The organism is Buttiauxella warmboldiae (assembly GCF_003818135.1).
Lineage (GTDB): Bacteria > Pseudomonadota > Gammaproteobacteria > Enterobacterales > Enterobacteriaceae > Buttiauxella > Buttiauxella warmboldiae.
Genome location: NZ_RPOH01000042.1, coordinates 1 through 21346, shown reverse-complemented (window position 1 = coordinate 21346; position 21346 = coordinate 1). Strand labels below are relative to the sequence as shown.

Sequence of the window (21346 nt, the reverse complement as noted above, 5' to 3'; positions counted from 1 at the left end):
GCTTAGCCCACAACCAAGTTGAGCAGTTTGCCCGGTACGTAAATCACTTTACGCACGGTCACACCCTCAAGATATTTCGCAACCAGATGTTCCTGGCCTGCGCGTTCCTGTACTTGTTCTTGCGTGGCATCGGCAGGAACGGTGATCTTACCGCGAACTTTACCGTTCACCTGCACCACTACCAGCAGCGAGTCTTCAACCATCGCGCTTTCATCAGCCTGCGGCCATGGCGCGTTGTCGATATCGCCTTCACCGCCCAGCGACTGCCACATGTTAAAGCAGGCATGCGGGGTAAACGGATAGAGCATACGCACAACGGCCATCAGGGCTTCATTGAGCAAAGCGCGGTCCTGGGCGCTCTCCTGCGGTGCCTTCGCCAGCTTGTTCATCAACTCCATGATAGCCGCGATGGCGGTGTTAAAGGTCTGACGGCGACCAATATCATCGGTTACTTTCGCGATAGTTTTGTGAACGTCACGGCGTAAAGCTTTTTGATCTTCGCTCAGCGCTGCAACATCCAGCGCAGGCGCAGCGCCACGGCTGGTATGCTCGTAAGCCAGTCGCCAGACGCGTTTCAGGAAGCGGTTAGCCCCCTCAACGCCGGACTCCTGCCATTCCAGCGTCATATCCGCAGGGGAGGCAAACATCATAAACAGGCGAACGGTGTCTGCGCCATAGCGTTCCACCATCACCTGCGGGTCGATGCCGTTGTTTTTCGACTTCGACATTTTGCTCATGCCAGCATAGACCAGTTCGTGGCCTTCTGCGTCAGAGGCTTTGATAATACGCCCTTTCTCATCGCGTTCGACAATCGCATCTACCGGGGAAACCCAGTTACGCTCACCGTTAACGCCGGTGTAATAGAAGGCATCTGCCAGAACCATACCCTGACACAGCAGCTGTTTGGCAGGCTCATTAGAAGTCACCATACCCGCATCGCGCATCAGTTTGTGGAAGAAACGGAAGTAGAGCAGGTGCATGATGGCGTGTTCGATGCCGCCAATATAAATATCAACCGGCAGCCAGTAGTTAGCCGCTTTGGAGTCCAGCATACCTTTGTCGTACTGCGGGCAAGTGTAACGCGCGTAGTACCAGGAGGATTCCATGAAGGTATCGAAGGTATCGGTTTCACGCAGCGCAGGTTTGCCATCAATAGTGGTTTTCGCCCACTCAGGATCGGCTTTAATTGGGCTGGTGATACCATCCATCACCACATCTTCAGGCAGGATAACCGGCAGTTGATCGGCAGGCGTTGGCATGACAGTGCCGTCTTCCAGGGTGACCATTGGAATTGGCGCGCCCCAGTAACGCTGGCGGGAAACCCCCCAGTCGCGCAGACGGTAGTTAACTTTACGCTCGCCTACGCCAATAGCGGCCAGTTTATCAGCGATAGCGTTGAACGCGTTCTGGAAGTCCAGACCGTCGAACTCGCCTGAGTTAAACAGCGCGCCTTTTTCGGTCATTGCTGCCGCAGATAAATCAGGCTCGCTCCCGTCAGCGTTCAGAATAACCGGTTTGATTTGCAGGCCGTATTTGGTGGCAAATTCCCAGTCGCGCTGGTCGTGGCCTGGAACCGCCATTACCGCGCCGGTGCCGTATTCCATCAAGACGAAGTTAGCGACCCAAACTGGAACAGCTTCGCCAGTCAGTGGGTGAATGGCGTTAACGCCGGTCGCCACGCCTTTCTTCTCCATGGTTGCCATTTCAGCTTCGGCAACTTTGGTATTACGGCATTCGTCAACGAACTCAGCCAATTCAGGATTGTTCAGTGCCGCCTGTTGGGCGATTGGGTGACCTGCCGCAACCGCCAGGTAAGTCACACCCATGAAGGTGTCCGGGCGCGTGGTGTAAACGGTCAGTTTTTCAGCGCTGTTTTCAACGTCGAAAGTAATTTCAACGCCTTCAGAACGGCCAATCCAGTTGCGCTGCATGGTTTTGACCTGATCGGGCCAGTGCTCCAGCGTGTCCAGATCGTTTAACAGTTCGTCCGCGTAAGCGGTGATTTTGATAAACCACTGTGGGATCTCTTTGCGCTCAACTTTTGAGTCGCAGCGCCAGCAGCAGCCGTCGATAACCTGTTCGTTTGCCAGAACGGTCTGGTCATTCGGGCACCAGTTAACTGCGGAGGTCTTTTTGTACACCAGCCCTTTGTTGTACAGCTGGGTAAAGAACTGCTGTTCCCAACGGTAGTATTCCGGGGTGCAGGTTGCCAGTTCGCGGCTCCAGTCATAGCCAAAGCCCAGCGTTTTAAGCTGGTTCTTCATGTAATTGATATTGTCGTAAGTCCACGGCGCAGGGGCGGTGTTGTTTTTTACCGCGGCCCCTTCAGCAGGCAGACCGAACGCATCCCAGCCGATAGGCTGCAGCACGTTTTTGCCGAGCATGCGCTGGTAACGCGCAATAACGTCACCGATGGTGTAGTTACGAACGTGGCCCATGTGTAGTCGGCCAGAAGGATAGGGGAGCATCGAGAGGCAGTAATACTTCTCTTTGCCTTCGTCTTCGGTAACTTCAAAAGTACGCTTCTCTTGCCAGTGAAGCTGTACGTTGGATTCTATCTCTTCCGGGCGATATTGCTCTTGCATGGCAGCCAGTGGTCCTGTGATGAAAGACAGCTACAGGTTGTAGCTTTAACTATTAAGTTCAGATCGGCATAGCATAGCCGATAAGACAGCGGCAAAACAGCCTTTCGAAAGCGCGCGCGGTCATTTCTCGTTTGCCGTTATTTACCTCCTCTGCGGACAAACTAACAAAGCGATAGCCAATTAAGGTCTACTATTAGAGTAGGTTACATGGCACTGAATGCAGGAATCTCTTCAAGGAGGCAGGCAGACGATGAACAAGGTTGCGCAATTTTACCGCGAACTGGTGGCCTCGCTCACCGAACGGTTACGCAACGGCGAGCGCGATATTGACGAACTGGTCGCCAGCGCGCGCAAACGCATGAACCAAACCGGAGAGCTGACGAGGACCGAAGTTGATGAAGTCACGCGCGCAGTACGGCGCGATCTGGAGGAGTTTGCCCGAAGCTATAGCGAAAGCCAGAACGAATTTACCGATAGCGTCTTTATGCGGGTGATTAAAGAGAGCCTGTGGCAGGAGCTGGCGGATATCACCGACAAAACGCAGCTTGAGTGGCGTGAAGTTTTTCAGGATCTCAACCACCACGGTGTCTATCACAGCGGCGAAGTGGTGGGGCTTGGCAATCTGGTGTGTGAAAACTGCCATTTCCACCTCGCCATCTATACCCCGGATGTGTTGCCTGTTTGCCCGAAGTGCGGGCATAACCAGTTTAGCCGTCGGCCGTTTGAACCTTAGAGGCTGCACTTTTCATGAGCCCCATGATGTGATGGGGCTAAGCTTCTGGCGACAAACCGGGGCGCGGCGTTCCCTGATAATAGGCTAGCGCCACCATCAGCGATTGCACCAGGCACAGCGTTGCCGACTGGGAGCGGAACGCATCGACCTGCGCTTCTTTGACCACAAAACAGAGATCGCTAAATGTCGCCAGCGGGCTAATCTGGCTATCGGTGATCACTATCTGTCGCGCACCGGCGCTTGCCGCTTTTTCGCTGACCATCACCGTTTCCTGGGCATACGGCGAGAAGCTAATCAGCACCACGATATCCTGTGCTTTGATGCGACTCACCTGTTCGCGCAGCATGCCGCCAAGCCCATCAAGCAAAACCGGGCGGCATTCCAGATGGCTTAGGGCATAGCTCAGGTAGGTAGCAACGCTGAATGAGCGCCGCAAACCCACGATATAGATCGTTTCCGCTTCGGCCAGCAGGGCAACCGCCCGCTGCAACATTTCCGGCTGCGTGCGTGCGGCCAGCTGCTGCAATGCCTGCGCGTTGGAGCGGGCAAACTCTTGTAGTATCTCAAGCGGGGTTTCTGGCACCGCCTCGCTTTCCAGCTCGCGGAACAACCGCGCCCGATCGATATAGCTGGCTGTCTCCTCCACCAGATTCATACGAAATAACTGTTTCATTTCATTGAAGCCGCTGAAGTCGAAAGCATTGGCAAAACGGATAAGCGTAGATGGCGGCACTGCTGCGCGTTCGGCTATTGCGGCCACCGTATCGAAAGCCACGCTGTTGGTGTTATCCAGCACATACTGGGAAACCTGCTGTAGGCGTTTACTCAGGCTGTCGTAGCGGTCACGAATCTGCTGCTGCAACTCGCTCAGGTTGGTTGCGGTAGTCAATCTGGCTTTCCTCAAAGAAATGGGTGCTGAAACGTATTTAACCGCAGCCATCATGAAAATGAAACAAATAGACCAAAACAAATCTGCGGCGAAACCCGGCCGATTGCTACCCCATTAGCCGCAGAGAGATAGCTCAAAAACGAATTTCCGATCACAATAATGAAATTTTGTTTTGTTAAATCATTAAGTGAAACGTTTATTTCATTTACAGTGTTTGGCAATCAATCATACAGCTGAGAGGGGACAGATGGAGACGGTAGCGAATTTCATTCACGGCGCATGCGTCACGGGCAATAGCTCGCGCGTTCAGGCGATCTTCAACCCGGCCACGGGAATGCAAATCCGCCAGGTGGCTATGAGCAGCGCGCAGCAGACCGAACAAGCAATCGCTGCCGCCCAGCAGGCATTTTCCGCCTGGGCCCGGCAGACGCCGCTTAAACGCGCTCGCGTGATGTTCCGTTTTAAGAGCCTGCTTGAGGAGCATATGGATAGCCTGGCGAAGCTGATTAGCGAAGAGCATGGCAAAGTGTATTCCGATGCCGTAGGTGAGCTGACCCGCGGCCTTGAGGTGGTGGAGTTCGCCTGTGGCATTGCGCATTTACAAAAAGGCGAGCACTCGGCAAACGTTGGTACCGGCGTTGATAGTTACTCTCTGATGCAGCCGCTCGGGGTGTGCGCGGGCATTACGCCGTTTAATTTCCCGGCGATGGTGCCGATGTGGATGTTCCCTGTCGCATTAGCCACCGGCAACACTTTTGTGCTCAAACCCTCAGAAAAAGATCCGTCATTAGCGCTGCGTCTTGCGCAATTACTGAAAGAGGCGGGGTTACCTGACGGGGTGTTCAACGTTGTGCAGGGCGATAAAGAGGCCGTAGACGTGCTGCTAACCGACCCGCGGGTGCAAGCGGTGAGTTTTGTTGGCTCGACGCCCATTGCCGAATATATCTACCAGACGGCTTGCGCGCACGGCAAACGTTGCCAGGCATTGGGCGGGGCGAAAAATCACTGCATCCTGATGCCTGACGCCGACATGGAAATGGCGGCTAACGCGATTATGGGTGCGGCTTACGGGGCGGCGGGCGAGCGTTGTATGGCGCTTTCGGTGGTGGTGGCGGTTGGCGATAACACCGCAGACGAGCTCTGCGCCAGGCTCGAGCAGCAAATCGCTAAGCTGCGGGTGGGGCCTGGCCTGACCTCAGGGCCAGAAAATGAGATGGGGCCGCTGATTTCTGCGGCACACCGCGCCAAAGTGCTCGGCTATATTGATAGTGGTGAGTCACAGGGGGCGAAGCTGCGTGTGGATGGGCGCGGCCTGAAGCTTGCCGGTTACGAAGACGGATATTTTGTTGGGCCGACGCTGTTCGACAACGTCACCCCGGAGATGACTATCTATAAAGAAGAAATCTTCGGCCCGGTGCTGTGCGTGGTGCGAGTCGCGGATTACCGCAGCGCAATCGAGTTGATTAATCAACATGAGTATGGCAATGGCAGCGCGATTTTCACGCGCGACGGCGGCACGGCGCGCCGCTTTGGTGAGGATGTGCAGGCGGGCATGGTCGGGGTGAACGTCCCGATCCCGGTACCGATGGCGTTCCATAGCTTTGGCGGCTGGAAGCGCTCGATTTTTGGGCCGCTCAATGTGCACGGCAGCGACGGTGTCCGTTTTTATACGCGCATGAAAACCATTACTGCCCGCTGGCCAGAAAGCAGCCAGCAGCAAAGCGCGGCGTTTTCCATGCCAACGCTGAGCTAAAAGGGGGGAAGTATGACAACACAACGTATGACCATGGCCCAGGCTCTGGTCAGGTTTTTGAATCAGCAATACGTCAAGATTGATGGTGAAGAAACGCCGTTTGTTGAGGGGGTGATGACCATCTTTGGTCACGGTAACGTGCTGGGGATTGGCCAGGCGCTGGAAGAGGACCCCGGTCATCTTAAGGTCCACCAGGGCTGTAACGAGCAGGGCATGGCGCATATGGCGACCGGTTTTGCGAAACAGCATGGCCGTCGGCGGATTTATGCGGTGACCTCCTCAGTCGGCCCCGGGGCTGCGAATATGGTAACCGCGGCGGGGACCGCTACCGCTAACCGTATTCCATTGCTGTTGCTGCCCGGCGATATTTACGCCAGCCGCCAGCCTGATCCGGTGTTACAGCAGATTGAGCAATTTCACGATCTGAGCCTGAGCACCAATGACAGCTTCCGTCCGGTTTCCCGTTACTGGGATCGCATCAATCGCCCGGAGCAGCTAATGAGCGCGATGTTGAGCGCCATGCGAGTGCTCACCGACCCGGCGCAAACCGGTGCGGTCACTATCTGCTTGCCGCAAGATGTGCAGGGCGAAGTGTGGGACTATCCGGAAAGCTTCTTCGCCCGACGGGTGCACCTGATTGAACGACGCCCGCCGGATGAAACACGGCTGCAGGCGGCGCTTGATCTTATTGCACGCAAAGGTCGCCCGCTGGTTATCTGCGGTGGCGGGGTGCGTTATTCAGCAGCCCATGCGGCATTCCGTCAGTTTGTTGACGGTTTTAATCTCCCGTTTGTGGAAACCCAGGCGGGTAAAGGGGCCATCGTCAGCGACCATCCTCTTAACCTCGGCGGCGTGGGGGTAACCGGAGGCCTTGCGGCTAACCAGCTGGCGGCGCAGGCGGATTTAGTGATTGGCGTCGGCACGCGTCTTACCGATTTCACTACCGGCTCAAAATCGCTGTTTAGCCATCCTGAAGTGGAGTTTTTACTGCTCAATGTTGCCGAGTTTGATGCCCTGAAACTTGATGCCACGCCGCTGCTGGCGGATGCGCAGGTTGGCCTTGAAAGCTTAACGACAGGGCTGCGCGCCCTGGGATATCGCGCCAGATGGAGTGATGAACCGGCCAGTGTAAAAGCCAGCTGGCATCAGGAGTGTCAGCGGCTTTGGGCAAGGCGCTGGCAGCCCGATGAGGCCCCTGAAATTGCCGGGCATCTGGATGCGGTGCTGGCTGAATACAGCAAGACGCTCGGTACGAGCCTGACGCAAACGCGCGTGCTGGGGCTGATTAATCAGCATATTGAAGAAAACGCTATCGTGGTAGGGGCCTCCGGATCGCTTCCCGGGGATTTACAGCGTATCTGGCAGGTGAAAACAGCGGATAGCTACCATCTGGAATATGGCTACTCCTGCATGGGGTACGAGATTGCAGCGGCCATCGGGGCGAAGCTTGCGAAGCCGCAGCAACCGGTGTACGCCATGGTTGGGGACGGCGCGTATCTGATGCTGCACTCAGAGCTGCAAACGGCGGTTCAGGAGGGGATTAAAGTCACTATCCTGCTGTTTGATAACGCAGGTTTTGGCTGTATCAATAACCTGCAAATGGGCCACGGAATGGGGAGCTTCGGCACCGAGAACCGCAAGCGTAACCCGGAAACCGGGCTGCTTGATGGGGCGCTGGTTAAAGTCGATTTTGCGCTGAATGCTGAAAGCTATGGTTGCCGGGCCTGGCGCGTCAACGATGAACAAAGTCTGCTCGCTGCGCTTGAGGCTTCTGCCCAGCACCCCGGCCCGACGCTGCTGGACATCAAAGTGCTGCCAAAAACCATGACCCACGACTACGACGTCTGGTGGCGCACCGGTGATGCGCAGTTTGCGGGTTCTGATGCGGTAAAAGAGGCGGCTGCCAAAACGCTCGCGATGCTTAAACGTGCCCGTCAGTACTAACCTCCATTATTACCTCCATCTTCTCTGCTGAACATTCCGCTGATACCAGTCGCGGAATGTTCATTTCATTGCCTGTGCCTTTCCCGACCGTTTTTTTGCTTTGTCACCAGAATCAATCTGACATTTATTCTTATTGATTGAATATTGTTCAATGCTGTGACTTTGATAACAAAATCAACTCATGCAATAGACAAAATGTTAACCTGCGCTCAAAAATATAATTCCAATATTTATTAAAATGAAATAAATGTTTTATTTGAGCTGTCGTTAATCCAGTGCGCGTACCGCCGGGGACATCCCGGTGCCTGACGCAAAAATTGCCAATATCGGGAGCCGCTATGTTTAACATTGCCTTACTGGGCGCAGGCCGCATCGGCCAGATCCACGCCGCCAATATTGCCGCCCACCAGCAGACCACACTGTGGTCCGTTGTTGATCCAAACCAGGAAAACGCCAGGCGCGTTGCCACGCAATATCAGGCGCGCCAGCAAAGCGCGAATGAAGCGATGGCCGATCCTGATGTCCATGCGGTGCTGATTGCCTCCGCCACCGACACACACGCTGATTTAATTGAGCTTGCCGCCTCCCACGGCAAAGCCATCTTCTGTGAAAAACCTGTCCATCTTGATCTGGCGCGGGTGCGTGACTGCCTGAAAGTGGTGAAAGCGCGCAGGGTGCCGCTATTCATTGGTTTTAACCGCCGCTTTGACCCGCAGTTTCGCCGCGTGCAAACCGAAGCGCAGCAGGGGCGCATTGGTAAACCTGAATCCCTGCTGATTATTTCTCGCGATCCGTCGCCACCGCCTGCGGAGTATGTCCGTGTTTCCGGCGGCATGTTCCGCGATATGACGATTCACGATTTTGATATGGCACGTTTCATTATGGGGGAAGAGCCGGTAGCGATTTATGCCCAGGGCAGCAACCTGGTTGATCCGGCAATTGGCGATGCGGGCGATATCGACACCGCATTTATCGTACTGAAGTATGCCTCCGGCGCGCTGGCCACCATCGTTAACAGCCGCCGCTCGGCCTATGGCTACGACCAGCGTCTGGAATTACACGGCTCCAGCGGCCTGCTCTGCGCGGGCAACATGCTGGAAAACCAGGTGCAGCATTTCAGCGCGGAGGGCTGTAATAGCGCGCTTCCGCAGCACTTCTTCCTGCAGCGTTACCAAGAGGCTTATGCCGCCGAGTGGCTGCATTTCGTCGCTATTTTACGTGGCGAAGCGCAGCCAGAGTGCAGCGGTGAGGATGGTGAACGCGCGTTGTATCTGGCCGACAAGGCTCTCGAGTCTTTGCGCAGCCAGCGCGAAATTGCGTTGTAACTCCTGAACCCGACACCGAAGAGAGATAACAATGAAAAAGCTAATTCTTACCGCCCTTATCGCGCTTGCTGCCGTTCCGGCGCTGGCCAAAAACGAGCAAATTGTATTTAGCACGCCCAACCTTGCGATGCCGTTTGAAGTACATATGCAGCGCACCGCCGTGAAAGCCGCCAAAGAAATGGAGGTGCAGTTGCAGGTGCTCGACAGCCAGGGCAGCTCGCCTAAACAGGCCGCCGATCTTGAAAACGCAATGACTCGCGGCGCTCAGGGTTTTATTGTTTCGCCCAATGACGTTAACGCCGTTTCAAGCGCCGTGAGTGAAATTCAGCATGCGAAGCTGCCCGTTGTCACCCTCGATCGCACGGTAATAACCGAGAAAAAGGTGCCGCACTTTGGTGCCAATAACTATAAAGGCGGCCAGGCGGTGGCTGACTACGTGAAGTCGAAATTTCCCCATGGGGCGGAGATTATCCTGCTCACCGGCCAGCCCGGCTCTTCTTCCAATATTGAGCGCACCAAAGGGATCCGTGACAGCCTGAAAGCGGGCGGTGCTAAATACAAAATTGTTGCCGATCAGACCGGTAACTGGATGCGTTCCGAAGGGATGCGCATCATCGAAAGCGTGCTGCCGTCGCTGCCGAAAAAACCTCAGGTGATCCTTTCCGCCAACGATGATATGGCGCTGGGGGCTATCGAAGCGCTGCAGGAACAAGGGCTGAAACCGGGCGAAATTATGGTAACCGGTTTTGATGCGGTGCCAGAAGCGCTGGCGCGCGTACGTGAGGGGTGGCTGCAGGTCACCGCCGATCAGCGTCCTGGCTATGCGGTGGTGACTGCGATGAGCCAGCTGGTGGCAAACATTCGCGAGAAGAAAGCAATCACCGGCGCCGATTACCCTCCGATCGTGATTACCCTGGAAAACCTGGATCAAGCCGAGCGTATCGGCGAAGCCGGCCAATAAGCCTGAATGCGCCCGCCTGCGGGCGCAACAGAGGAGCAGTCTGATGTCGCAACCCTTATTGAAAGTCAGCGAACTGGCAAAAAGTTTTTCCGGCGTTTGGGCGTTGAGCAAAGTACAGCTCACCGTCGGGTACGGGGAGATCCACGCGCTGCTCGGCGAAAATGGCGCGGGTAAATCCACGCTGCTAAAGGCGCTGTCCGGAGCGCAGCCGCAAACCAGCGGAGAAATCTGGTTTAACGGTGAAACGCTGGCGGTGGACGAGTCACCGGTAGTGCGTCAGCAGAAAGGTATTATCACTATTTATCAAGAGTTTAACCTGCTTCCGAATATGACGGTGGCAGAAAATATGTTCCTCGGTCGCGAGCCGCGCCAGCGTAATTTGTTTGTTGATGCTAAAGCGGTGAATCAGGAAGCGCAGGTGGTCCTCGATTATCTGCAGCTCAGTATTGCCCCGACTACGCCCGTCGCTCGCCTGAGCGTTGCGCAGCAACAGATGGTGGAAATTGCCCGCGCGTTAACGCTCAACGCCAAACTGATCGTGATGGATGAACCCTCGGCGGCGCTGAGCGACAGCGAAGTTGAAAGCCTGCACCGCGTGGTGCGCGAGCTTAAAGGCCGCGGCGTGAGCACTATTTACGTCACCCATCGTCTGCATGAGGTCTTCCAGCTGTGCGACCGCTTCACCGTTTTTCAGGACGGGCGTTACACCGGCTCCGGCGACGTCGCGGGCACCAGCGTTGAGCAGATCATTCGTCTGATGGTCGGGCGCGATGTGGTGTTTGCCCGTCGTGACGCAAGCCTTACCCATCATGAAGACAAGCCCATTCGCCTGTCCGTGAAGGGATTAAGCCGCGAAAAGCCGCCGCTCGACCCGCACGGCATTGCGCTCAAAGAGATCGGTTTTCACGTTCACAGCGGCGAAGTGTTGGGCATTGCCGGATTGGTGGGCGCAGGCCGTACCGAGGTCGCCCGCTGCCTGTTTGGCGCCGAGAAATTCACCCAGGGAAGTTTTGAGTTAGACGGCGAGCCTTATGTGCCGCAAAACCCAATGTACGCGCTGGAAAGGGGGATAGCGCTGGTCCCGGAGGACCGTAAAAAAGAGGGAATGGTGCTGGGGTTGTCGATTCGCGAAAACCTCACGCTTTCAAGCCTGTCGTCATTGCTGTTCTGGCGCTATTTCGTCAGCCCGCGCAAAGAAGAGGTGCTGATTGAATCCTATCGTCAGGCGCTGCAGATCAAGATGGTCAATGCCGAACAGGAGGTACGCAAGCTCTCCGGGGGCAATCAGCAAAAAGTGGTGCTGGCGCGCTGTATGGCGCTTAACCCCAGGGTGTTGATTGTCGATGAGCCCACACGCGGTATTGATGTCGGCACCAAATCTGAAGTCCATCAGGTGCTGTTTGATATGGCAAGGCAAGGCGTTGCGGTGATTGTCATCTCCTCGGATTTACCAGAAATCCTCGCGATTTCTGACCGGATAATCACCCTGCGCGAGGGGCGAATCACCGGTGAATTGCACGGTGATGACGCCAGTGAAGAACGGCTGATGACCCTGATGGCTATCAACCACCACGCTTTAAATGCCGCATAACGGGGGAGCCCATGGCGCAGATGATTTCCAAAAATCAGGCTCCGGCAAAGGGCGCATCGCGCTTTGATCCGATTGCCTTCTTTGAGCGCTTCGGCGTACTGATCTTTATGATCCTGCTGCTGATTTTCTTCCAGTCGCAGAACGGTAACTTTCTGAGCGAACGTAATATTTTCAATATCCTGACCGAAGTGTCTATCTACGGAATTATGGCGGTCGGCATGACTTTTGTGATCCTCACGGCGGGTATCGATCTCTCGGTCGGGTCAATACTGGCGGTATGTGCCATGACCGCCGCCTGGGTCATCAAAGGGGATAACTTCACCACCGTCGATCCCGATGCATGGGGGGGATTTAGCTGGCTGCTGGGGCTGGGGATTTGCCTGGCGCTGGGTACGCTTATCGGTTTCTTGCATGGCCTTGGCGTGACGCGCCTGCGCCTACCGCCGTTTATTGTCACGCTCGGCGGCATGACCATTTGGCGCGGCCTGACGCTGGTGATCAACGATGGCGCGCCCATTGCCGGGTTTGATCCGGGTTATCGCTGGTGGGGACGCGGGGATATCCTCGGCATCTCTATCCCGATATGGATTTTCGCCATTGTGTCGATTGTGGGTTACCTGGCGCTGCATAAAACCCGCTGGGGGCGCTTTGTGTATGCCATCGGCGGCAACCCGGAGGCGGCGCGTCTGGCTGGGGTGAACGTTAAGCGGGTGCTGGTCAGCGTGTATGTGGCGATTGGCTGTCTGGCAGGGCTTGCAGGATTTGTCCTCAGCGCGCGCCTCGGCAGCGCTGAAGCGGTGGCGGGTATCACCTTTGAGCTGCGCGTGATTGCCTCGGTGGTGATTGGTGGTACCTCATTAATGGGCGGCTATGGGCGTATCAGCGGCACGATTATCGGCGCCATTATCATGGGGATCCTGATTAATGGACTGGTGCTGATGAACGTTTCAGCTTACTACCAGCAGATTATCACGGGTCTGATCATCGTGCTGGCGGTGGCGTTTGATACTTACGCCAAAAGCCGTCGCGGCGCGATCTAATCCAGGAACACACTATGAAACAGGTCAGAATTGGTTTAATCGGCAGCGGTTATATCGGCAAAGCTCATGCCATTGCCTATGCGCAAGCCCCTACGGTATTTGATTTACGCGGCGAGCTGGTGCGCGAAATGGTGGCAGAAGTCACGTCTGAACTGGCGGCTAAACGCGCCGCTGCTTTTGGCTTTAAGCGCTCAACGGGCAACTGGCGCGAGCTGGTGGCTGACCCGAATATTGACGTCGTGGATATTTGCTCCCCAAACCATCTGCATAAAGAGATGGCGCTGGAAGCGATTCGCCACGGCAAGCATGTCTACTCGGAAAAGCCGCTGGCGCTGAACGCCCGTGATGCACGACTGATGGTTGATGCGGCACAGCGTGCCGGAGTGAAAACCCTGGTCGGCTTCAACTACATGAAAAACCCGACGGCACAGCTGGCAAAGCAGATCGTCGAGCGCGGGGAGATCGGTGAGGTTATCCACTTTTACGGCACCCATAACGAAGATTATATGGCCGATCCGCTCACGCCGATTCACTGGCACTGCTTCAAAGAAACCGCAGGCCTTGGGGCGCTGGGCGACCTGGCCGCGCATATCGTCAATATGGCGCAGTATCTGGTTGGGGAGATCCAGCAGGTTTGCGGCGATCTGAAAATTGTGGTGCCGCAGCGCCCGGAAGCGGCGGGAAGCCGCGAAATGGTGCGCGTCGAAAATGAAGATCAGGCTCATGCCATGGTGCGCTTTGCAAGCGGCGCACAGGGGATTATCGAAACCTCACGCGTAGCCAGCGGCCGCAAAATGGGGCTAACCTGGACGGTAACAGGCACCAAAGGAGCGATTGCTTTTACCCAGGAGCGCATGGCGGAGCTGAAGCTGTATCTGCAAAGCGATCCTGAAGGCCGTCAGGGGTTTCGCACGCTACTGGTTGGCCCTGCTCATCCGGACTACGGCGCATTCTGCATGGGGGCGGGCCACGGTATTGGATTTAACGATCAAAAAACCGTTGAGGTGCGTGATTTGATCGACGGTATCGCTGCCGATGCGCCAATGTGGCCTGATTTTGAAGAGGGTTGGAAAGTGTCGCGCGTCCTTGATGCCATCGCTTTGTCTCACCAGCGTGGCCGCTGGGTCAACGTATCTGACATTGTCTGAGGATGGAGCATGAAACAAAAGCATTTAGATCTGATTTGCATGGGGCGAGTCGCAGTCGATCTCTACAGCCAGCAGATTGGCGCACGCCTGGAAGATGCCACCAGTTTCGCCCGCTATCTGGGTGGCTCATCGGGAAACGTTGCGTACGGAACGGCACGGCAGGGACTCAAATCGTCGATGCTGGCACGCGTGGGCGACGAGCATATGGGGCGTTTTCTGCGCGAGGAGCTGACGCGGGTCGGCTGTGATACCAGCCATCTGATCACCGATACCCAACGGCTGACCGCGCTGGTACTGCTCGGCATTAAAGATCGCGACACCTTTCCGTTGATTTTTTACCGCGATAACTGCGCGGATATGGCGATTACCGACGGTGACTTTAGCGAAGAGTACATCGCTTCCGCACGCTGTCTCGCTATCACCGGAACGCACCTTTCGCATCCCGCAACCCGCGAGGCGGTGCTTACTGCGCTGGGCTATGCGCGGCGCAATAAGGTACGCACCGTACTGGATATTGACTATCGGCCAGTGCTTTGGGGCCTGACGGCGCTGGGCGATGGGGAAACGCGTTTTGTTGCCGCAGGCCAGGTGACGCAGCAGCTGCAATCGGTGCTGCATCTGTTTGATGTGATTGTCGGGACGGAGGAGGAGTTCCACATTGCGGGGGGCTCGACCGACACGCTCGCCGCTCTGAAGCAGGTGCGTGAGGTCAGCGGCGCGACGCTGGTGTGTAAGCGTGGCGCGCAGGGTTGTTCGGTATTTACCGGGGCGATTCCAGATACGCTGGACGGCGGCATGAATGTCATGGGGGTACGCGTCGAAGTGCTGAATGTGCTGGGGGCGGGCGATGCGTTTATGTCCGGCCTGATGCGCGGCTACCTCAATGATGAGGGCTGGGAGCAAGCGTGTCGTTATGCGAACGCCTGCGGTGCGCTGGTGGTTTCACGCCACGGCTGTGCGCCAGCCATGCCGACTAAAGTTGAACTCGATGATTACTTAGCTCGCGAACAGCAGCTGCCGCGCCCGGATCTCGACGCGCGCCTGAATCACCTGCATCGCGTGACGACGCGCCGTCGGCAGTGGCCGGAACTGTGCGTGATGGCTTTTGACCACCGCAGCCAGTTTGAAGAGATGGTGCTGAACTGCGGCGCCGATTTACAGCGCGTTCCGGCGCTGAAACAGCTGATTTTGCAGGCCAGCCGTGAGACGGCAAAGCAAGCTGAGCTGGAGGGGAAAGCCGGGCTGCTGTGTGACGGCACTTTCGGCCAGCATGCGCTTAACGCCATTACGGGTGAAGGCTGGTGGATTGGCCGGCCCATCGAGCTGCCGGGTTCACGTCCGCTGGAGCTGGAGCACGGCAATATTGGCTCGCAGCTGATTAGCTGGCCCCAGGAGCACGTGGTGAAATGCCTGGTGTTCTTCCACCCGGAAGACGCCCACGCCTTGCGCCTTGAGCAAGAGCGGAAGGTGAATGAGGTTTATCGCGCCTGCTGCCAGTCCGGCCACGAACTGCTGCTGGAGGTCATTTTACCTGCGGGCATGCCGCGCAGCGACGACCTCTACCTGCGAGCCATCGCGCGCTTCTACAACCTCGGTATTTACCCGGACTGGTGGAAACTACCGCCGCTCAGCCGCGAGGGATGGGCGGCGCTGAGCGAGCTGGTGGAAAAACGCGATCCCCATTGCCGTGGCGTCGTCATCCTTGGGCTGGATGCCCCGGTGGAAGTGCTGCAGGCTGGCTTCAACGCCGCGGCCAATTACCCGATCGTGAAGGGTTTTGCCGTCGGGCGCACCCTGTTTGGCGAAGCCGCTCAGGCCTGGTTAAAACACGAGATTGACGATGCACAATTGATTGCCCGTATCCGTGATAACTATCTGCGGCTGATTGCTTTATGGCGTGAGCGCGGGCAGGCACAAATTTAAGGAGAACAGCATGACCGTACATTTAGGCATTAACCCGCTAACCTGGACCAATGACGATTTACCCTCTCTGGGGGCTGATACGCCACTGGAAACCTGCCTGAGCGAAGGGAAAGAAGCGGGCTTCGAAGGTTTTGAACTGGGAAACAAGTTTCCGCGTGAGGCTCGCGTACTCGGGCCAATCCTTGAAAAGCATCAGCTGAAGCTGGTCTCAGGCTGGTACTCGGGTCGCCTGCTGGAACGCTCTGTGGAAGAGGAAATTGAGGCCGTGCAGCCACATTTGGCGCTGCTGCGTGAATTGGGCGCGCAGGTGATGGTTTTCGCGGAGGTTTCAGGCTGCATTCATGGTGAACAGCGCACGCCGGTTCACCTGCGCCCGCGTTTTCCCGTCGGACGCTGGAAAGAGTATGGTGAAAAGCTGACGGCGTTTGCGCGTTACACCCAACAGCAGGGGGTGCAAATTGCCTACCACCACCATATGGGAACGGTTATCGAGAGCGCTGAGGATGTGGATAACCTGATGACGCACACCGGCCCGGAAGTTGGTTTACTGCTGGATACCGGACACCTGACTTATGCAGGCGCCTCGCCGTTAAGCATCGCCGAACGCTGGATTGAGCGTATTAACCATGTTCACTGCAAAGACGTGCGTGCTGATGTGCTGGCCGATGTGAAAAATCGCAAAAGCAGTTTTCTTGATGCCGTGCTGAGCGGGGTGTTCACGGTGCCGGGCGACGGCTGCGTGGATTACCCGCCAATCATGGCGTTGCTGAAAAAACAGGGTTACAGCGGCTGGCTGGTGGTGGAGGCCGAGCAGGACCCGGCCGTTGCGCATCCGCTGACCTATGCGCGCCTGGGCTATAGCAATCTCAGCAAGCTTGCGCACGATGCCGGGTTGATTTAAGGAGGGGGGATGTCCAGATTACTTTCGCACCGCCAGCAGCCGGACGAACAGGGGCGCACGCAGCACATCACGCCGCAAAGCGCGGGCTGGAAATACGTCGGTTTTGATGTTTATCAACTGCGCGCCGGGCAGCGCTTAGCTTTGCCTGAATCCAGCGATGAGCGCTGCCTGGTGTTAGTGGCGGGGCGCGCCACCGTTAATACGCCCCGCGCCTGCTTCCCGGAAATTGGCGACCGTATGAGCCCCTTCGAGCGTCGTAAACCCTGGGCTGTGTATGTCACTGCGGGGGAAGCGGTGGAGGTGGAAGCGCTGACTCCGTTTGAACTGGCAGTGTGCTCGGCACCGGGTAAAGGTACCTATGCTACCCGGCTTATCACCCCGCAAGATATTGCTGCCGAAGCGCGAGGAAAAGGTCATAACCAGCGTTATGTGCACAATATCCTGCCGGAAGACAAAGCTGCCGATAGCCTGCTGGTGGTCGAGGTGTATACCAGTGAAGGCTGCACCAGCTCTTATCCCAGCCATAAGCACGATACGGATAATCCGCCCAGCGAAACCTACCTTGAAGAGACGTATTACCATCGCCTCAATCCCGCGCAGGGCTTCTGTATGCAGCGTGTTTATACCGATGACCGCGCACTTGACGAGTGCATGGCGGTGTATGACCAGCAGGTTGTGATGGTGCCAAAGGGCTATCATCCGGTGGCGACGATGGCGGGTTATGACAGCTATTATTTAAACGTGATGGCCGGACCGGTACGTAAATGGATGTTTACCTGGGAGCAGGATCACGCCTGGATAAATAGTGAGGCGTATCAGGGCTAAGTGAAAAAGAGAACGTGGAAAAGGTGGACGCGAGCGGCATCCACCTTTTTTTGGGGTTGTTAGTGCAGGATTTTCGCCAGGAAATCTTTGGCACGTTCGGACTGGGGATGATTGAAGAAATCCTCTTTATTCGAATCTTCGACAATCTTCCCTTCATCCATAAAGATTACGCGGTTGGCCACTTTGCGGGCAAAGCCCATTTCGTGGGTCACCACCATCATCGTCATGCCTTCATTAGCCAGTTCCACCATCACGTCCAGCACTTCGTTGATCATTTCAGGATCCAGCGCCGATGTCGGCTCGTCGAACAGCATCGCCACCGGGTCCATACACAAGGCGCGGGCAATCGCTACCCGCTGCTGCTGGCCTCCGGAAAGCTGCGCCGGGAATTTATTGGCATGAGCCGTCAGCCCTACGCGTTCAAGCAGCTTAAGGCCTTTCTTACGCGCCTCTTCTTTGTTGCGCTTTAGCACTTTTACCTGAGCAAGCGTCAGGTTTTCAATAATCGACAGATGGGGGAACAGCTCAAAGTGCTGGAACACCATGCCGACGTGAGAGCGCAGCTCGGCCAGATTGGTTTTCTTGTTGTTCACCTGGGTGCCGTTAACCACAATCTCGCCTTGCTGTACGGGCTCCAGCCCGTTGACGGTTTTAATCAGCGTCGATTTACCCGAGCCAGACGGCCCGCAAACCACCACCACTTCGCCTTTTTTCACTGCCGTTGAGCAGTCGGTTAGCACCTGAAAGTGACCATACCATTTAGAAACATTTTTCAGGGAAATCATTACACTGTCCTTTTCTTCAAGTAGCTGACCAACAGCGAAGCGCTTAAACTGATTGCGAAATACACGGCACCGGCAAACAGGATCATCTCCACCTGGGTTCCATCGCGTTCGCCAATGGTGGAAGCGGTACGGAAAAAGTCTGCCAGGCTCAGGACATACACCAGCGAGGTATCCTGGAACAGCACGATGCCCTGCGTTAACAGTAACGGCACCATGGCGCGGAAGGCCTGTGGCAAAATGATCAGCTTCATTGATTGCCAGTGCGTCATCCCCAGCGCCAGCGCCGCGTGAGACTGCCCGCGTGAAACGCTCTGGATGCCGGCACGGATAATTTCTGAATAGTAGGCCGCTTCAAACATTGAAAATGCCACCATCGCGGAGATCAGGCGAATATCCGTTTGCGGCGAGATCCCGAGGACCTTTTGCAAAATACCCGGCACCACCAGATAAAACCACAGCAGCACCATGACTAAGGGAATGGAACGGAAAACGTTAACGTAGGCGCTGGCAAACCAGGCGATCGGCTTAATGGGCGACAGGCGCATGACGGCGAGCAGGGTGCCCCATACGATACCGAAAATCACCGCCGTTACGGTGATTTTCAGGGTGATAACCAGCCCCTGCATCAGGTAAGGCATCGCCGGAAGAATCGAACTCCAGTCAAACTCGTACATTATTTGCTTCCCATATTGCCAGGCAGGCGAACTTTGCGTTCAACCAGATACATCACCAGCATAATCACCGCGTTAATCAGCACATAGGCCAGGGTGATGGCGGTAAAGGACTCATAGGCGTGTGCGGAATAATCCAGTAATTTACCGGCCTGCGCGGCCATATCCACCAGGCCAATGGTGGAGGCGATGGCCGAGTTTTTCACCAGGTTCATCATTTCGGAAGTCATGGGTGGCACGATGACGCGGTAGGCGTTGGGCAGCAGAACATAGCGATACGCCTGCGGCAGCGTCAGACCCATCGCGAGCGCGGCATTTTTCTGGCCGCGTGGCAGCGATTGAATCGCCGCGCGCACCTGCTCACAGACGCGAGCTGCGGTAAACAGGCCCAGGCAAACCATTGACGACACGAAGAATTGTACATTCGGGTCAAGCTCAGATTTAAACCACATGCCGAGATTTTCGGGCAGCAATTCCGGCACCACTAAATACCAGGTAAAGAACTGCACGATAAGCGGCACGTTACGGAACAATTCCACATACAGCGTGCCAATGCCCGACAGCCATTTATTAGGAACGGTACGCAAAATGCCGAACAGCGAGCCGACGAGGAAGGCGATGATCCATGCGCAGATGGACAGGGCGACGGTGACCTGGAAGCCATTCCAAATCCAGCCCAGATAGGTGGTGTTGCCGAACGGGGCGGGCTGTAGAAATATTCCCCAGTTCCAGTCTATAGACATAACGTACTCCGAGAAAAAATTGAGGGTAGCAGCCGCGCTACCCTCGAAGATTGATGAGAAGCTGGTACCCGTATTTCAGATCTTTGCCTGAGATTTTGGGTACTTTCACGCCGGATGGGGAACGACCATCCAACGCTTAGTCTGTCCGGGCTTAGGCTCGTCAATCAGCAGGGCTGGGTCATCCCGGCCCCTGGTTCTGGTTAGTTAAGTGCTTTATCGTTTGGTGCTTTGAACAAGGCCTTCATATCTTCAGAAAGCTCGAAGTTCATATTGATATTTTTCGGTGGGATGGGGTTTTTAAACCATTTTTCAAACCACTTAGCGGCCTCGCCGGAGGTTTGCACCTGAGCAATGGTCTCATCCATCAGCTTCTTAAACTGCGGATCGTCTTTGCGCAGCATACAGCCGTAAGCTTCATGAGATTGCGGGGTGCCAACGATTTCCCAGTTATCCTGTTTCTTCGCTTTCGCGCGTTCACCGGCCAGCAGGGCGTCATCCATCATAAAGGCAACGGCGCGCCCGCTTTCCAGGGTGCGGAACGAGTCACCGTGGTCTTTGGCGCTGATAATACGCATCTCCATTTTCTTCTCTTCGTTGAGCTTGTTGAGCAAAACTTCAGAAGTGGTGCCGGAGGTGACGACTACCGCTTTGCCTTTCAGGTCAGGGAAGTCTTTAATCGGCCCGCCTTTCTTAACCAGCAAACGGGTGCCCACCACGAAAATGGTGTCAGAGAATGAGGCCTGCTTCTGGCGTTCGAGGTTGTTGGTGGTGGAGCCGCACTCAAAATCGAAGGTGCCGTTTTGCAGCAGCGGAATACGGTTCTGGGAGGTAATTGGAATCAGCTTAACGTGCAGGTCGGGCTTGTTAAGCTTTTTCTTCACCGCTTCGACGATGGCGTTGGAGTAGTCCTGTGAATAGCCGACGACTTTCTGCTGGTTATCATAGTAAGAGAAAGGAACGGAGGACTCACGGTGGCCGACAACAATCACGCCGCTCCCGGCGATTTTGTCAAGCGTCCCTTGTTGAGCGGCCGGTTTAGCCTCTTCGGCGTGCGCGATACCGGCACCTATTCCCATCACCAGCAAAGCTGAGGCTAGTTTACGTAATTGCATAACCAACTCCTTTATCTTCGTGCCACAGGGCACTGATACCCGTTGTGAGTGTTGTATTGTTATTGTGTGTAACTAAATCAGGTAAATCATCGCCTGTTTGTTAACATTTAACCTAGCTTAATGTAAAGATTTTGCTATCCAGACGTTTGTTTTTTGCGAGGCGTGCCGCACCGTTACGCAGCAAAACGCTGCCCATGCACTACTTTGGTGCCTGGTCTGTCTTTCTTTGGTGCAGCGCGATGCTTTATGCTGCCGACAGACCACAGAGGGAGCATTTTGGCGGCTTCCGATGGGTAATTTATTGCAACTGTTGTGCCAGAAATAGAAAAAGCCAGCAATCGCTGGCTCAGGCTGATGACCAACCTCATTTATTTCATAAATCGAGAATAGACCATAAAAAAACAAGGAAAATCAATT

Annotated in this window: 18 protein-coding genes; 12 read left to right on the top strand and 6 right to left on the bottom strand. The window is 55.6% G+C overall.

The features are described 5' to 3' along the window. Window positions 1-2: 2 nt before the first annotated feature. Entirely contained in the window at window positions 3-2585 is a 2583-nt protein-coding gene (gene leuS, locus EHN07_RS11365; RefSeq protein WP_124024256.1) for a leucine--tRNA ligase, read from the bottom strand. A 250-nt stretch (window positions 2586-2835) separates the two neighbouring features. Between leuS and EHN07_RS11360 the strand changes: the two genes are divergently transcribed. After that, window positions 2836-3318 carry a zinc ribbon-containing protein gene (locus EHN07_RS11360; RefSeq protein ID WP_124024255.1) on the top strand — a complete coding sequence of 161 codons (483 nt, stop codon included), beginning with the start codon at window positions 2836-2838 and terminating at the stop codon, window positions 3316-3318. Between the two features lie 37 nt (window positions 3319-3355). On the opposite strand, the gene EHN07_RS11355 is transcribed toward EHN07_RS11360, so the two are convergent. After that, window positions 3356-4207 carry a MurR/RpiR family transcriptional regulator gene (locus EHN07_RS11355; RefSeq protein WP_124024254.1) on the bottom strand — a complete coding sequence of 284 codons (852 nt, stop codon included), beginning with the start codon at window positions 4205-4207 and terminating at the stop codon, window positions 3356-3358. A 247-nt stretch (window positions 4208-4454) separates the two neighbouring features. On the opposite strand from EHN07_RS11355, the gene EHN07_RS11350 reads away from it, so the two are divergent. The 10 genes from EHN07_RS11350 to iolB all read left to right on the top strand — a co-directional run bounded on the left by EHN07_RS11350 (window position 4455) and on the right by iolB (window position 17618). Further along, window positions 4455-5960, top strand: coding sequence for a CoA-acylating methylmalonate-semialdehyde dehydrogenase (locus EHN07_RS11350; RefSeq protein ID WP_124024253.1), 1506 nt, complete (start codon window positions 4455-4457; stop codon window positions 5958-5960). A gap of 12 nt (window positions 5961-5972) precedes the next feature. Further along, window positions 5973-7904, top strand: a complete 1932-nt coding sequence (iolD, locus tag EHN07_RS11345; protein ID WP_124024252.1) for a 3D-(3,5/4)-trihydroxycyclohexane-1,2-dione acylhydrolase (decyclizing) — start codon at window positions 5973-5975, stop codon at window positions 7902-7904. Between the two features lie 338 nt (window positions 7905-8242). Next, window positions 8243-9229 (top strand): inositol 2-dehydrogenase, encoded by a 987-nt coding sequence (iolG, locus tag EHN07_RS11340; RefSeq protein ID WP_124024251.1) that lies wholly within the window; start codon window positions 8243-8245, stop codon window positions 9227-9229. Window positions 9230-9260: 31 nt separating this feature from the next. Next, a complete protein-coding gene (locus EHN07_RS11335) occupies window positions 9261-10190 on the top strand; it encodes a substrate-binding domain-containing protein (RefSeq protein ID WP_124024250.1) in 930 nt (309 codons plus the stop codon). 43 nt (window positions 10191-10233) lie between these two features. Then, window positions 10234-11781, top strand: a complete 1548-nt coding sequence (locus EHN07_RS11330; protein ID WP_124024249.1) for a sugar ABC transporter ATP-binding protein — start codon at window positions 10234-10236, stop codon at window positions 11779-11781. Window positions 11782-11792: 11 nt separating this feature from the next. After that, window positions 11793-12821 (top strand): ABC transporter permease, encoded by a 1029-nt coding sequence (locus EHN07_RS11325; protein WP_124024248.1) that lies wholly within the window; start codon window positions 11793-11795, stop codon window positions 12819-12821. A 14-nt stretch (window positions 12822-12835) separates the two neighbouring features. Continuing rightward, entirely contained in the window at window positions 12836-13969 is a 1134-nt protein-coding gene (locus EHN07_RS11320) for a Gfo/Idh/MocA family protein (RefSeq protein WP_124024247.1), read from the top strand. Between the two features lie 9 nt (window positions 13970-13978). Next, window positions 13979-15892 carry a bifunctional 5-dehydro-2-deoxygluconokinase/5-dehydro-2-deoxyphosphogluconate aldolase gene (locus tag EHN07_RS11315; protein WP_124024246.1) on the top strand — a complete coding sequence of 638 codons (1914 nt, stop codon included), beginning with the start codon at window positions 13979-13981 and terminating at the stop codon, window positions 15890-15892. A 10-nt stretch (window positions 15893-15902) separates the two neighbouring features. After that, window positions 15903-16793 carry a myo-inosose-2 dehydratase gene (gene iolE, locus EHN07_RS11310; protein WP_124024245.1) on the top strand — a complete coding sequence of 297 codons (891 nt, stop codon included), beginning with the start codon at window positions 15903-15905 and terminating at the stop codon, window positions 16791-16793. Between the two features lie 9 nt (window positions 16794-16802). Next, window positions 16803-17618, top strand: coding sequence for a 5-deoxy-glucuronate isomerase (gene iolB / locus EHN07_RS11305; protein ID WP_124024244.1), 816 nt, complete (start codon window positions 16803-16805; stop codon window positions 17616-17618). A 59-nt stretch (window positions 17619-17677) separates the two neighbouring features. Here the strand turns inward: iolB and EHN07_RS11300 are convergent, their stop codons facing one another. The 4 genes from EHN07_RS11300 to EHN07_RS11285 all read right to left on the bottom strand — a co-directional run bounded on the left by EHN07_RS11300 (window position 17678) and on the right by EHN07_RS11285 (window position 20929). Next, window positions 17678-18403 (bottom strand): amino acid ABC transporter ATP-binding protein, encoded by a 726-nt coding sequence (locus tag EHN07_RS11300; RefSeq protein WP_124024243.1) that lies wholly within the window; start codon window positions 18401-18403, stop codon window positions 17678-17680. Then, window positions 18403-19077 carry a glutamate/aspartate ABC transporter permease GltK gene (gltK, locus tag EHN07_RS11295; protein WP_124024242.1) on the bottom strand — a complete coding sequence of 225 codons (675 nt, stop codon included), beginning with the start codon at window positions 19075-19077 and terminating at the stop codon, window positions 18403-18405. Before gltK ends, EHN07_RS11300 begins: the two co-directional genes overlap by 1 nt. Next, window positions 19077-19817: an amino acid ABC transporter permease gene (locus tag EHN07_RS11290; RefSeq protein ID WP_124024241.1), complete on the bottom strand. Its 741-nt coding sequence runs from the start codon at window positions 19815-19817 to the stop codon at window positions 19077-19079. The genes gltK and EHN07_RS11290 overlap by 1 nt, the downstream gene beginning before the upstream one ends. Window positions 19818-20017: 200 nt before the next feature. After that, window positions 20018-20929: an amino acid ABC transporter substrate-binding protein gene (locus EHN07_RS11285; protein ID WP_124024240.1), complete on the bottom strand. Its 912-nt coding sequence runs from the start codon at window positions 20927-20929 to the stop codon at window positions 20018-20020. Window positions 20930-21123: 194 nt separating this feature from the next. Between EHN07_RS11285 and EHN07_RS20520 the strand changes: the two genes are divergently transcribed. Continuing rightward, window positions 21124-21346 (top strand): hypothetical protein (locus EHN07_RS20520; RefSeq protein WP_208646990.1); only part of this gene is annotated, 223 nt, incomplete at its 3' end.

Coding starts and splice junctions, on each gene's coding strand:
- EHN07_RS11325 (WP_124024248.1), top strand. CDS start 11,793: ATGGCGCAGATGATTTCCAAAAATCAGGCTCCGGCAAAGGGCGCATCG.
- EHN07_RS11330 (WP_124024249.1), top strand. CDS start 10,234: ATGTCGCAACCCTTATTGAAAGTCAGCGAACTGGCAAAAAGTTTTTCC.
- EHN07_RS11350 (WP_124024253.1), top strand. CDS start 4,455: ATGGAGACGGTAGCGAATTTCATTCACGGCGCATGCGTCACGGGCAAT.
- iolD (WP_124024252.1), top strand. CDS start 5,973: ATGACAACACAACGTATGACCATGGCCCAGGCTCTGGTCAGGTTTTTG.
- iolG (WP_124024251.1), top strand. CDS start 8,243: ATGTTTAACATTGCCTTACTGGGCGCAGGCCGCATCGGCCAGATCCAC.
- gltK (WP_124024242.1), bottom strand. CDS start 19,077: ATGTACGAGTTTGACTGGAGTTCGATTCTTCCGGCGATGCCTTACCTG.
- EHN07_RS11360 (WP_124024255.1), top strand. CDS start 2,836: ATGAACAAGGTTGCGCAATTTTACCGCGAACTGGTGGCCTCGCTCACC.
- EHN07_RS11320 (WP_124024247.1), top strand. CDS start 12,836: ATGAAACAGGTCAGAATTGGTTTAATCGGCAGCGGTTATATCGGCAAA.
- EHN07_RS11285 (WP_124024240.1), bottom strand. CDS start 20,929: ATGCAATTACGTAAACTAGCCTCAGCTTTGCTGGTGATGGGAATAGGT.
- EHN07_RS11335 (WP_124024250.1), top strand. CDS start 9,261: ATGAAAAAGCTAATTCTTACCGCCCTTATCGCGCTTGCTGCCGTTCCG.
- leuS (WP_124024256.1), bottom strand. CDS start 2,585: ATGCAAGAGCAATATCGCCCGGAAGAGATAGAATCCAACGTACAGCTT.
- EHN07_RS11315 (WP_124024246.1), top strand. CDS start 13,979: ATGAAACAAAAGCATTTAGATCTGATTTGCATGGGGCGAGTCGCAGTC.
- iolB (WP_124024244.1), top strand. CDS start 16,803: ATGTCCAGATTACTTTCGCACCGCCAGCAGCCGGACGAACAGGGGCGC.
- iolE (WP_124024245.1), top strand. CDS start 15,903: ATGACCGTACATTTAGGCATTAACCCGCTAACCTGGACCAATGACGAT.
- EHN07_RS11290 (WP_124024241.1), bottom strand. CDS start 19,817: ATGTCTATAGACTGGAACTGGGGAATATTTCTACAGCCCGCCCCGTTC.
- EHN07_RS11300 (WP_124024243.1), bottom strand. CDS start 18,403: ATGATTTCCCTGAAAAATGTTTCTAAATGGTATGGTCACTTTCAGGTG.